Origin of the sequence: Belnapia arida, from assembly GCF_016773205.1 — a bacterium.
GTDB classification, from domain to species: Bacteria; Pseudomonadota; Alphaproteobacteria; order Acetobacterales; family Acetobacteraceae; genus Belnapia; species Belnapia arida.
This window is the reverse complement of the sequence record NZ_JAETWB010000073.1, coordinates 1-11,105: the sequence shown is the minus strand read 5'-3', so window position 1 is coordinate 11,105 and position 11,105 is coordinate 1. Positions and strand designations below refer to the sequence as shown.

Annotated in this window: 14 protein-coding genes; 1 reads left to right on the top strand and 13 read right to left on the bottom strand. The window is 65.8% G+C overall.

The annotated features are described in order from the left end of the window. Positions 1-194 precede the first annotated feature (194 nt). A complete protein-coding gene (locus JMJ56_RS31485) occupies positions 195-740 on the bottom strand; it encodes a hypothetical protein (protein WP_202835815.1) in 546 nt (181 codons plus the stop codon). Positions 741-1,051: 311 nt separating this feature from the next. On the opposite strand from JMJ56_RS31485, the gene JMJ56_RS31480 reads away from it, so the two are divergent. Continuing rightward, positions 1,052-1,297, top strand: coding sequence for a hypothetical protein (locus JMJ56_RS31480; protein WP_202835813.1), 246 nt, complete (start codon positions 1,052-1,054; stop codon positions 1,295-1,297). Positions 1,298-1,543: 246 nt separating this feature from the next. Here JMJ56_RS31480 and JMJ56_RS31475 read toward each other — a convergent pair whose 3' ends face one another. The 12 genes from JMJ56_RS31475 to JMJ56_RS31420 all read right to left on the bottom strand — a co-directional run bounded on the left by JMJ56_RS31475 (position 1,544) and on the right by JMJ56_RS31420 (position 11,050). Beyond that, positions 1,544-1,753 (bottom strand): hypothetical protein, encoded by a 210-nt coding sequence (locus tag JMJ56_RS31475; RefSeq protein WP_202835811.1) that lies wholly within the window; start codon positions 1,751-1,753, stop codon positions 1,544-1,546. Between the two features lie 12 nt (positions 1,754-1,765). Continuing rightward, positions 1,766-1,993, bottom strand: coding sequence for a hypothetical protein (locus tag JMJ56_RS31470; protein WP_202835809.1), 228 nt, complete (start codon positions 1,991-1,993; stop codon positions 1,766-1,768). 526 nt (positions 1,994-2,519) lie between these two features. Further along, on the bottom strand, positions 2,520-4,016 hold the full coding sequence (locus JMJ56_RS31465) for a terminase large subunit (RefSeq protein ID WP_202835807.1): 1,497 nt from the start codon (positions 4,014-4,016) through the stop codon (positions 2,520-2,522). Between the two features lie 101 nt (positions 4,017-4,117). Continuing rightward, positions 4,118-4,507, bottom strand: coding sequence for an HNH endonuclease (locus JMJ56_RS31460; protein ID WP_202835805.1), 390 nt, complete (start codon positions 4,505-4,507; stop codon positions 4,118-4,120). Then, positions 4,504-4,716, bottom strand: a complete 213-nt coding sequence (locus tag JMJ56_RS31455; protein ID WP_202835802.1) for a hypothetical protein — start codon at positions 4,714-4,716, stop codon at positions 4,504-4,506. Before JMJ56_RS31455 ends, JMJ56_RS31460 begins: the two co-directional genes overlap by 4 nt. Continuing rightward, complete coding sequence (locus JMJ56_RS31450) at positions 4,713-5,228, bottom strand: hypothetical protein (protein ID WP_202835800.1); 516 nt, start codon at positions 5,226-5,228, stop codon at positions 4,713-4,715. The genes JMJ56_RS31455 and JMJ56_RS31450 overlap by 4 nt, the downstream gene beginning before the upstream one ends. Before the next feature lie 186 nt (positions 5,229-5,414). Next, the gene (locus JMJ56_RS31445) at positions 5,415-6,551 is read right to left on the bottom strand and encodes an AAA family ATPase (RefSeq protein ID WP_202835798.1); all 1,137 of its coding nucleotides are present in this window, start codon (positions 6,549-6,551) and stop codon (positions 5,415-5,417) included. Further along, positions 6,551-7,405 carry a DUF7146 domain-containing protein gene (locus JMJ56_RS31440; protein WP_202835796.1) on the bottom strand — a complete coding sequence of 285 codons (855 nt, stop codon included), beginning with the start codon at positions 7,403-7,405 and terminating at the stop codon, positions 6,551-6,553. Before JMJ56_RS31440 ends, JMJ56_RS31445 begins: the two co-directional genes overlap by 1 nt. Before the next feature lie 304 nt (positions 7,406-7,709). Further along, positions 7,710-7,982, bottom strand: a complete 273-nt coding sequence (locus JMJ56_RS31435; protein WP_202835794.1) for a hypothetical protein — start codon at positions 7,980-7,982, stop codon at positions 7,710-7,712. Positions 7,983-8,010: 28 nt separating this feature from the next. Continuing rightward, positions 8,011-9,180: a phage portal protein gene (locus JMJ56_RS31430; RefSeq protein ID WP_202835792.1), complete on the bottom strand. Its 1,170-nt coding sequence runs from the start codon at positions 9,178-9,180 to the stop codon at positions 8,011-8,013. A 2-nt stretch (positions 9,181-9,182) separates the two neighbouring features. Beyond that, the gene (locus JMJ56_RS31425) at positions 9,183-9,752 is read right to left on the bottom strand and encodes an HK97 family phage prohead protease (protein WP_202835790.1); all 570 of its coding nucleotides are present in this window, start codon (positions 9,750-9,752) and stop codon (positions 9,183-9,185) included. Continuing rightward, positions 9,749-11,050 carry a phage major capsid protein gene (locus JMJ56_RS31420; protein ID WP_236038982.1) on the bottom strand — a complete coding sequence of 434 codons (1,302 nt, stop codon included), beginning with the start codon at positions 11,048-11,050 and terminating at the stop codon, positions 9,749-9,751. The genes JMJ56_RS31425 and JMJ56_RS31420 overlap by 4 nt, the downstream gene beginning before the upstream one ends. Positions 11,051-11,105: the final 55 nt, after the last annotated feature.

The following is an 11,105-nucleotide window of genomic DNA, read 5'->3' as shown; positions in this document are numbered from 1 at the left end:
GGCGCTCAAGCAATGCACGCATACTCATGGGGTGTGTTCTCCGCCCGAGGGCGTTTGCCGTCGCGCGGCACTCGGGAATGATGGGTGAGCGGGCGAGCTCCTCAGGGTGTCTTTGCGCCACCCTGCCCCCTGAGGAGCCTTAAACTGCGGATGCCCCGCGTCCGCGAAAGGCGGCAAGGTGGATGCGGGCGAGCTCATGCGGCGGCTTCCGCCACTCGCGCATGAGGCTCGGTGATGGGATCGGCCTCGCCGTGCAGCACCGCCGAGATGCGGGCCGCGTAGAAATCGAGGTGGGCATCCACGCGAAAGACGGTGAAGACGTTCGGCGCTTTCGGGTGGTCGAGGCCGGCATCGCCGCCGCTCTCGCGTAAGGGGCGGTGGACCACCTCGCCGGATGCGGCATGCGGCACCAACAGCGCCGCCATATCGGCCGGATCATCCGGCCGGTGGCACCGCTCCATGAGCCGCGGCAGAACCACCGTTAGCCATACCAGGCGCGCACAGCGGAGCGGGAAGCCTTGGCGGGCGAGCTCGTGGATCGTTGCAAATTGGATGATATCGTGCGGGGAGTAGCTGGCAGCACGCCCCTTGCCCCGGCTCGCTTCCATCGGGGTGACGATCCGGGCTTTGACCCACGAGCCGAAGTTGCAGACGCCCAGGCCGGGGATCATGTCGAGCGCCTGCCCCCGCGGGAACAATGGCGCGGTGAGGAGCTTCGATAGGATCAGGGGCGTGCTCATGACGTGTAGCTAGGCGAGCAATTCCCAAAGCATCAACCGATGTGATACGCGGGCTGGTGACATTACAAATATACTTATCGCAACGATATTAGTAATGCTTGAGAGACTTGCTAGGAACCAGCACGGGTTTACCGGCAATCTGTCACATTTAGTGACATATCATGCCGAATACGATCCGAAAATTACTTTTGGGGAGCGGTTCCAGAGGGGCGCCGAATCGGGCAGGGTCGGATTGCGGCAAGCTCCGGCTCCCTTGCGGTAAGTGATGGTTATCGCATGTGAGCCCCCCCCTATTTGGGTAGGAACAAGCAATGATTGACGTGGATGTGCCGAAGGATGACCTCATTGCCGCCACGGCCGAGATACTCGGCGACGATGTGGCCGCCCTGTCCTTGGAGCGCCTGTTCTACCTCATCACCGTGACGCAGCACTCAACGGATGTGCTGCTCAACGAGATCGAGCGGCGCGGCGAGCTCACTTTTGTCGGGGGCGTGCCGAACGTACCTTACGAGTCTGACCATATGGTTCAGACGGTTCTCACCCGGCCCAATCTCTAGCCGCCAGATTCCCGGCCTCGTGACTTGCGCCGCCGTCCAGATCGCCGAAGATCGCCCGGCCCGGTCGTCGGGTGCCGAGTGCGAGTGCCGCGCGCGAGTGCCCTACGGGGCCAGAGCCAGAGGACAGAGCGAGAGGCGAGAGGCGACGGGGCCGCAAGGTCCGGTAGGGCTTGGTAAGGCATGGGGGCCGCTTCGGGACGCCGGGGCGGCCCATTCCTTTTTCGCCTTAGCTTATCGACACTAGCCCTATTTGAAAAAAGCTTCGTAAGCAGAAGAAACGGCTTGAACACATCCAGCAATAACTAACAAAACTGCTCCAAATTTCTGCCAATATGTTAAATATACCGACTTCTCAATTTTTACTAACTTTTTGTCCCAGTAAAGATTATTATCTTCATCTATTCCGAGCATGTTTAGCCCGTCTATTCCTATGTTTTTTATGGTGTTTTTTGCCATAATAATATCTCGCTACTTGCTTGTTTGGCCGAGATCACCCGAAAGCATTAGCCGGATCATCTCGTAATCCTCGGGAGTGAGCGTGCCGGCCTCGGCCGCCTGCCGGGCGGCGGTCTCTATCTCGATGCCCTGCTTTTGCGCTGCCACTTTCAGCTTGAGGTAAACGCCGGTGAGCCGGTCGAGCTCGGCCTCAAAGGTCGCCTTGTCGGGATAGCCCTTGCCACCGCTCACCTGCGCCAAAACTGCCAGGGTCGCCGCGGCGGAGAAGGCGGAGAGGGCGGAACCTCTAACTGCTTTGTCAAATGCTGGTTCAACCTCTCCGTTGCCGCCTCGGCCACGCGTAAAGCCTCCCGCAACGCCTTCACCTCACCCTCAGCCCGATCCGCCCGGCTACGCTCAGTTGCAACGGAATCTAGGGCGGCATCGCGCTCGGCACGGAGCTTGGTTTCAGCCTCACGAAATGCCTCAATCGCATCGGTTAAGGCTTTGATATCGCCCGTTTGAACGAGCATGCGAACGGGTGTTTGTACGGGTGTTCGAACGCGCACATGCTCGGATGCATCGTCAGGGATTAGAACTAGCGTGCGGCCATCGTTGCCCCGCTGCCTCCGCCATTTCAGTCGGATAGCCCGTTGCCGAACTGCCTCAGCCGATAACCCGAGAGCCTCGCCGGCTTGCTGGTAGGTGAGCCATTGATCCGCCATGGCGCCATCATGCCGCCTGTTTGAACGGGTGTCGAACGGGCGTTGGACACCCGTTTGTACGGCTAGAGCACCAGCGATAGCCCGGCGAGGCTGTAATCGGCCGGTGCCGGCTGCCGGGCCGCCTCAGCCACAGCCAGCACCGCCGCAATCGCCGGGTCAATCCGGCCGCGGCTGCGCTGCTTTGAGAGCTTCCGATTAGCCGCTGGATCAGTGTCCACGGCGCAGTTAGCGACAGCCCACCGGAGCAGCGGATTGCCGCCATGAGCGAGCTTGCCGGCCAGAACCGCCGCTTCAAAGCTCGTCACAGCCGGCGCCATGTCCTTAAAGCCCATGCCTCGCGGGTGGAGCGGAAGCCGGATCCCCTCCCGGTCCAGGGTGGCGTTGAAGTCGTTTAGGTTCCAACGATCGAGCGCGATGGCTTGGAGGTCGAGCCCCTCAACCCGCTGCGCCAGCCAGGCGCCGAGCCATGCCCGATCGATCGCCCGGCCAGGCATTCGCACCACATGCCCGGCGGCCTCCCATTGGGCATAGGGCGCCTTATCCTCCCGACTTTTGGGCTCCATGGATTCCGACGGCAGGAAGGCCCAGACGCGAAGCGCGCCCGTCTCCGGCCAGTAGAGCGAAAAGGCGGTGAGATCGGCCGGGCCGGCGGAGAGGTCGAGGCCGCCGAAGCAAGGCCCCACCGGCTCGGCCGTGGCGCCGCAGGCATCCCAATCGGCCGGGCCGATGAACCGCTCATCCACCGCCACCGGCTGATTGAGGCAATAGGCTCGGAATGCCGCCTCCTGGCTCGGGAGCCGGCGCGCCTGCTCCGCCTGCACCCGCACATCCTCAAGACTGCGGAAGTCGCCGAGGCCGGGATTTGCCTGCCGCCAGGTCTCCTCCGCCCAGGGATCGGCCGATTGTTCGGCCGAGTAAACATGCCCGGTAAAGGTCGGGTCGTTGATGATACCGGCACCGCAATCGGCGGCGTAACGGATGAGCTCCTCAAGCGGGCTATCGGGGTCCGGCGAGCGGGTCGAGATAATGAAGGTAAGCGGCTCGGCATGGGCGCCTTGGCCGGTTCTCAACGCGTCGAGAAGATCCCGGCTTTTCCATTGGGCGAGCTCGTCGCAAATCGCCACCGTGGGCGATAGGCCGTGCGCCTTAGCCGCTACGGAGGCCAAGGCGGAAAAGGTGGAGCCGGTCGTTACGCTCTCCGCCTGCTTGTGGAAGTCGCGGAAGATAACCCTCGTCGAAAGCTCCTCATTGGCTTCGATGAAGGCGCGGAGCTCCCGGTAGATGATCGCCGCTTGCTGCCGATCACCCGCGGCAGAAACGATGGAACCGCGCGGCACCGCCTCCGGCCCAACCAAATGAGCTGCCGCCAGCGCAGCGCAGAGGGTGCTTTTCCCATTTTTTCTGCCAACCGAGAGAAGCGCCGTTCGCACCGGCCGCCGGCCCTCGGCATCCGTCGCGTACACCTCGCGGATGAAAGCGCGCTGCCATGGCCGGAGCACCAGCGGCTTGCCAGCATCGAGGCCGGAGGTGACGGTGAGCCCCTCACAGAAGGCAATCACCCGGTCAGCGCGGGACGTGCCCGGATTGCCCGGTTTCCGCGGCGCTGGCGGCCCTTTGGGTGGGCGTTGGACCGGCTTTGCCCCGCGACCTCGCAAGCCCATTAGATGGCCTCAAAATCGCTTTCTGAGGGTGGGCTAATTCTTTTCGGATGGTGGGCGCGGTCACTTCCGCTCAGTTGCCAGCTATTTTTCGCGCGGCTCCCCGTCGAGCCATGCCACCAATGCATAGGGTCGGCCGGCATCCCGCTCGCATCGCATCCCTTGGGCGCCGCCTCGCCGCCGTGGCTCCGCTGGCCGTGGCACGAGGCACAGAGCCCTCGCGTATTGCACAGGTCATCGGCACCGCCGCGGCTCCGCTCAACGATGTGGTCGGCCACCGTGGCAGCCACCACGAGCCCGGCGCGCGCACAGATGACGCACAGCGGATCCCGCCGGAGCGTCGCCTCACGCAGCGCCAGCCAATGCCGGCTCCGGTAATAGCGATCGCTCATTGCAGCCGCCCGGCCGGCACCGCGCCGCGCTCACCCACGGCCCGGCACAGGGCGAGCAGGTTCTGCACAATCTCCGCCTCGCTCCACCCTTCCTCCCGAGCGGTGCGCACGAAGGTCGCCATCGCCAGCACCACGAGGTCGGTTTGCCCCTCCGGTGGCAGCCCGGCCAGTGCGCCGGCGATCAGGTCGGCAGAATCGTCGGCGCTCATGTCCCCTCCGTCAGGTTGTCAGAGAGGGTGAGGTGGGCTCGCTCGCTCCACCGCTCATCCCACCGCTTGCGGCCCTCGCTACCCTCCGGCGCGTTGGGCTTGATGTTGCGGAGCATCACTGCCCCACCATGCTCGCGGGCGTAGGCGCCCCCATCAATCAGATCGGCTATCGTTTCAAAGCACTTGAAGCACAGCCATTGATCACCCTCGCCGAGCGCCAAGACGTAATGCGCCCACACCTTATTGGGCACATCGAACATCTCGGCGTGCGGGTCGGCGCACCGCGCGCAACACTGTTCGGATAGGTGAATGAACGGCACGCGGCGGCGCTTGCTGCGCAACTGCGGCGGGCAATCGCAATAGAGGAACTGCCCGCCACACTCGCCGCACCGCTCGCTGTCACAGAAAGGCCGGTGGAGCTTGCCCTCCATCGCCCCGCACCGGCATCGCCAGATCAGGTGCCTACGATCAAGCGCCATCGCCTCCCCCTTCACGGCGTCGGTCGAGGTCATGCCCCCTCTCCCCTTCATTCCGCGGCCGCAGGGATGCAAGCAAGCAAGCGCCCTTTAAAGGGGGCGCTTGCTTGCTTGCATTCCCTACCGAAACGGCTTGGATTTGCTTGCATGCTGCTTGCAACCTGCTTGCGTTTGCTTGCAAGGGGTTAGAGCCGCTTGCATCTGCTTGCATTACGATTCCGATCATACCGCCCAGACCACCCCATCCCGGATTGCAAGCGCCTTGGCGAAGTTGAGGGCTTGAACCGCCTGGTTAATCGACGTCATGCGGTTTCTCGCGTCATTGGACGCTGAGAGGCCCCGTCGCTCACATTCCTCCTTGAAGCGGGTGAGCGGGACGCATCGGAGATCGGATGCCATGCCCCAGGCGGGCGGCAACGGCTTGCCCTCCGTGCAGAGGAGGTCGTGAAGGAAGCCGAGGGCGGTACTGTCCCGCTTGGAAAGCGAGCGGCGCTTGCTGCTTGCTTGCGTGCTTGCAGCCTCATCGGCCTCCACCGCAATCGGCCGGGTGATCGGATCGCCGTCCTGGTCAGTCCCGAGGTGCACCACCTCAACCTCAAAGTCGAAAGCGTGTCCGCTCGGACCATTACGGTTTTTGCCGAAAACCACGCTCCGGGTTTGGGCGTCCTGGCCCTCAATCCGCATGGTCACGTCCGCATTGGCGTTGAGGCTGCCATGGCCGCGCGGGGTGTCCCCGCCCTTTGGCGCATGATGGATCGCCGCCACCGCCGCGCCCTCCCACCGAGCCCGCGGCCCCTGCGGTGTGCCCAACAGCCGCAGCGTCTTGGCCGCGCGGCCCATGTCGCGGGATTCGTTCTCCTCCAGCCCCGGAAAGGCGGCGGCCAGGGTATCCAGAAAGATCAGATCGGGCTTGAGCTCGGCGATGTAGGCCCGGAGGTCGTCGAGATCGCCGGAATCCGGGTCTTGGAGGTCAATCTCAACCCCCAGGAAGTGCAGGTTGGGCGCCTCGCCGTATCGCTGCCGCATGGCGACAAACCGCGCCTCGGTGTCGCGCGGCGCCTCGGCCGCGATGTAGAGCACCCGGCAAGCTCGTGTGCGCCGGCCGAAAACGGGCCGTCCGGTGGCCGCCGCATGAGCCAACAGCGGCCCGAGCAAGGTCTTGCCGGCGCCGGGTTGGGCAAAGATCAGCGCCAGATCGCGCGGCGCGATCACCCCTTTGATGATGTAGCTAGCGGCATGATCTACCAGGCATTCCGCCAGGGTCTTTGCCTTGAAGCGGCTCGATGCCGCCCCGTAGTCGTGAGTCTCGGCGCCGGCGGAACGCAGATCCTCTTCCGGGGTGCGCGCGTACGCATCCATCACGCGGCCCTCCCGGCTAGATCGGCGAAGTCAGCACCGGCCGGCGGCGCGATGTGCCGCACCTCCCGGCCCTCGGCTCGCCATCGCCCGGCGCATTGCCGCGCGGCTTTCAGGCTGGCCCCGCTGTCATCGGCATCCGGGAAGATCGTCAGGGCTTCGATGCCGGCGAGGACAGGGAAGCTTGCGATGCCGCCCGCGCTGCCGGCCGCCCATACCGGCGTCCAGCCGAAACGCTGCATCAGCGCGAGGCTTGTCTCAATCCCCTCCGCGATGCCGAGGCAGGCCGCCACCTCCTCATCCGGCACCAAGCGGATCACGCCGGCCGCGCCGAGCATCATTTTGGCGTCGCTCTCCACCTTTCCGCTGCCATCCGGCAGGAGGAAGGTCCGATGCACGCCGCGCGGCTCGCCCGTGGCGGGATCGGTCATGAGCGCCACCATGGCCGGCAACCGCTCGGCCCCGCGCCGACAGGTCGGGTGAAAGCGGAGCGGCGCATCGGCCGGCAGGCTTAGGCCGCGGCTGGCGAGATACCGCTCCACCAGCGAGCCGGCCGCCGGCGCTGCCTCCGTCCAGATGCGCCGGGCCAGTGCGGCCCTCCTCCGCTCCTCCTCGGATGGCTGCCGCGGCCGCTCAGGGGGCCGCTGAGGGCGGCGCTGCGCCGGCCGCCGTCTTTCCCTGGCCGAGACGCCTAGCCAGTCCAGGGACCAACGGTAAGCCTCCCGCATGGTGCAGCGGCGGAGATGCGCCACTAAGGCGACGGCATCGCCGCCCTTGCCTGCCTCGTGGTCGTACCAGCGGCCCGGCTCCGGCCCGCCAATCACGACGGAAAGGCTGCCCCGGTTTCCGAACCGCAACTCAGTCCCGGTTCGCTTGGTTGGCTCGGCACCAACGAGCTCGCGGGCCAGAGTCTCAATGCTCGGTGTCAACTGAGTTGACACCTCTGCGATCTTCATCGGGCAGTCCCTTACTGGACCGCTCGCGAGTGAGGGAGCTCTTGCAATGGTTTTTGCGGGCTCATAGAGTCGGCAAAGCAAGAGCGCCCACCCCTCGGGGCGGTGTTTTTCGGTTTTTGAGCGCCACCCCTCGCCGGCCAAAGCTTCGGGGTGGCGTTCGCAATTTCAGACCCTAGTGCGTCAATCGCATGGGCGGCAATGGCGCTCATTGCGGCCGGCCACCCGCAATCCGGCGGTGACAGGCCATCGCATCACCAAGTGTGACAAAGGCAAAGGCAACCGCGCCGCCGGCCTCAATCGTTGCTCGTGCAAGCGCCTCGCCCCTGCGATCCGTCCAGCTCATGCCCGGATCATGGGTGAGGAGCGCGTTTGCGCTGCCCGGCCGCATGAGCGCCTCCGGCACCGCATCCGATTCGCTCAAAGCGACCATGACGGCAAAGGAGCAGGGGGCGCCGCTCAGGATGTGCAGCCGCGGCACCAGGCCGGCATACCAAGGCAGGGTTTGGCTAGGCTGCATTGGCAGCCTCCGGCCTCGGGTTGAAGCCTTCGATCTCGCGGCACTCGTTGGGCGTCAGGATGCCGGCCTCAACCGCAATCTTGTGCCCGGCCCACCGCTGCGCCGGATCGCCGCGGAGGAGGCCATCGAGGGAGATCTCAAGGCTGTAGTCGCCGCTGCTCGTGCCGAACACGGAGCGCGCAAACTCAAGCTCCACCTTGCGGCACCAACCGGCCAAGGTTTGCTGCGCGAAGAACCGCAACAGCGTCTCGCTATTGGTGAAGGTGGCATGATCGAGGATGCCCACCACCGGCGCCGGCACGCCGTAGAGCGAGGCGAGCTCCTCCCGGCTGAACCGCCGCGAGGCCAGCACCTCGGCATCCTCAGGGGAGACGGAAAGAGAAACCCAGCGGCTCCCGCCAGGAAGCAACATGATCGAGCGCGCATTGCCGGTGCCGGCATGGCGCTGCTTGAGGTTCTCCCGCACCCGATCCAGCGCCTCGGGCGTGAGCGGCCCGTCGAACTGCAATGCACCACTCGGCGTGGCTTGGTTCTGCCATTGCGCCACGCTGAAAGCCTGTAGGGCGGCGGCATTCTGGATCACGCCGGGCGCGCGGGAGATCCGGCTCCGGCCGATGATGCCATCATCGCTCCGGTCCTTGAGGTGGAACACCTCCTCCGCCAGCAGCCGGCGCCGCTCCGTCACGCCGCCCCATGGGGTGGCATACTGCGCCACATCGAACACGAGCCGGCCGGAGCGCGACCACAGCGGCGACACATGCGACCAAGGCACGGGCGTTAAGGCGATCGGCCGCCCGGCGCCGTCCGTCTCCACGATCGAGAGCGCGTTGCCGCGGCTCAGCACCTCGCCGATGATCCACTCAAGCCAATCGGCCCAAGTTTGGTGCGGGTTAGGTTGCCGGATCAGCCGCGCCACGGGATGGCTCGGCGCCTCCACCCGGCCGGCTTCGCTGCGGCGGTACACATAGGCCGGTTGCGCCGCCATGGTACCGGCTACCGCGTTGATGCACGCGACCACCGTGCCAAGGTTGGCGTTCAAGGTATCGGCGCCGTAGTGCTCGGAAAGCGCCTGGCCGATCGGCACGCCGGCCGTTTCCATCGTCGCGGCGGTGATGGCGCGCTGCTCCGGCCGGCCGAGGAGACGGGCGAGGAGGCCCATGGCTACAGCGCCTCCAACTGCCGCCGGCGAAAGGCCGCGGTGGCGCGAGGCCCGGCAATCAGGCGCGAGCGCGCGTTAACGGTTGTCCCGCTGTAGGCCGGCGCCCAGGACACAACCGAGATCTCATGCAGCACCACGCCGCGGAGCTCGCGGAGATCGCCGATCCACCGCTCGGCGGCCTTGTCATCCTTATCGACAAGAAAGCCGAAGCTCATGCCGCCCGCATTGCCGCTGCGGACTAGCGCAAGGAGGTCATCGCCATAGGAGGTGGGCGCCACGTCCAGCGCGAAGGCAAGGCCGCGGCTGTCCTCTTGCAAGCTCAGGGTGCCGGCACGCGTTCGGCCCAAGAGGAACCGCGGATCGTGGTCCTTGAGCGCCACGAGATCCCGGCCGCTGCGGAGGCTGGCTTGAAAGGCATTCGGCCGGAGCACCTCGCGGAAGCCGCCGATCCGCGCCTCCACATTCCACAAGGCGGCATGGCCTTCCAGCCGCCGTGAATCCGGCGCGGAGCGCACCTCCGCCGCCGTGCTGCGGATCTCGAGCCCGCCGGGAAGATGCGCTCCGCCGCTCATGGGATGATGCCGGTAATGCGGGCCATCGCCGCCGGGCGAGCAATCGCCACATCGGCGCGGAGCCAGGTCACGAAGCCAACCTGCCCGGTGTCGGCATACCGCTCGTTGAGGATCGAGATGGTGAGCCCGGTGCGGATGCCGGCAAACACCTCGCCGAAGTCGCCCATGAGGATGCTTGAGGCATTCGTGCTCGTGCCTGCCGTCTCATTGATCGGCATGCTCGTGCTGCTCAGGATCGGGATGTTCCTGAGGCGCGGCGGCACCTCAAGCGGCTGGTTGGTGCTATCGGCAAACGCATAGGTCACGCGGCTTGTGCGCGGCGCCATGACGATTGCCGAGATATCGCCGGCATTGACCGCCTCAAGCGCCGCGGTCGCGTCCAGCAACTTCGCCCAACCGGTGACGGCTGCACCGTTCGCACCACCGGCGGCCACAGTCTGAATGCCGGTTGTATTGGCGATGCCGCGCGGCTGGTTGGCGGCGCCGGTGCCGTAGAGGATGGCTTGATCGAGCGCCACCGCTGCGGCTCGCGCAAAGACGGCGCGGAGCACTTGATCGACGTTCTGCCCATCCTCAAGGAGCTCCCGGCTAATGCGGGTCAGCAGCGCCCAGGATTTGGCGGTGAGGGTGACGCTATCGAATGCCGGATCACCCTCGGTAATCGCGGCATTCTCCGCGCGCCAGCTACCCACGGGATCCGCGGTGATGCGCGCAAACTTCACGCTCTGCGAGCTCATCGGGATAGTCCGCACGCCGGCCTGAAAGGCCACCGAGCGAGCGCGGAGGAGATCGATCACCTCGGCCGCCAGCGGTGCCGGCACGAGCGCACCGCCGGCGCCTTGCGTGGCTTCCGCCATCACGCGGCGCTCAAGCTCCGTCTGCGGCCCGTTGTAGAGCGCGCGGAGATAGCCACCGAGGCCAAGCTCCGCAGCGCGGCTCTCGGAGCGCGGCAGGAAGTCGGCAACGCGGTCCTCATAGCCGAGCACCGGCACGGCTTCGCCATTCTGGCCGCGGAGGATCGTTCCCTTGAAGCCCTCCGGCACCTCGGATGCGGCGCCGGCGAATGCCCGCACCTCGCGCCGCGGCGCTGCACCAGGCGCCGGCGGCTGGCCGGCAACGCGGCGGTCGAGATCGTCAAGCTGTGCCTGCCGCCCGATGCGCTGCTCAAGCTGCCCGGCCTCGGTGCTCAGGGTATCCCAGCGCGCTTGCGCGTCATCGGGGAGCGCCTCAGGGTGCTGGTTGTTGATGCCTTCAAGCTCAGCCTTGATCGCCGCTCGGCGCTCAAGCAATGCACGCATACTCATGGGGTGTGTTCTCCGCCCGAGGGCGTTTGCCGTCGCGCGGCACTCGGGA

Bases quoted from the DNA above. Each gene is read 5' to 3' on its own strand.
- JMJ56_RS31485 (WP_202835815.1), bottom strand. From the start codon at position 740: ATGAGCACGCCCCTGATCCTATCGAAGCTCCTCACCGCGCCATTGTTC.
- JMJ56_RS31480 (WP_202835813.1), top strand. From the start codon at position 1,052: ATGATTGACGTGGATGTGCCGAAGGATGACCTCATTGCCGCCACGGCC.
- JMJ56_RS31475 (WP_202835811.1), bottom strand. From the start codon at position 1,753: ATGGCAAAAAACACCATAAAAAACATAGGAATAGACGGGCTAAACATG.
- JMJ56_RS31460 (WP_202835805.1), bottom strand. From the start codon at position 4,507: ATGAGCGATCGCTATTACCGGAGCCGGCATTGGCTGGCGCTGCGTGAG.
- JMJ56_RS31455 (WP_202835802.1), bottom strand. From the start codon at position 4,716: ATGAGCGCCGACGATTCTGCCGACCTGATCGCCGGCGCACTGGCCGGG.
- JMJ56_RS31450 (WP_202835800.1), bottom strand. From the start codon at position 5,228: ATGACCTCGACCGACGCCGTGAAGGGGGAGGCGATGGCGCTTGATCGT.
- JMJ56_RS31445 (WP_202835798.1), bottom strand. From the start codon at position 6,551: ATGGATGCGTACGCGCGCACCCCGGAAGAGGATCTGCGTTCCGCCGGC.
- JMJ56_RS31430 (WP_202835792.1), bottom strand. From the start codon at position 9,180: ATGGGCCTCCTCGCCCGTCTCCTCGGCCGGCCGGAGCAGCGCGCCATC.
- JMJ56_RS31425 (WP_202835790.1), bottom strand. From the start codon at position 9,752: ATGAGCGGCGGAGCGCATCTTCCCGGCGGGCTCGAGATCCGCAGCACG.
- JMJ56_RS31420 (WP_236038982.1), bottom strand. From the start codon at position 11,050: ATGCGTGCATTGCTTGAGCGCCGAGCGGCGATCAAGGCTGAGCTTGAA.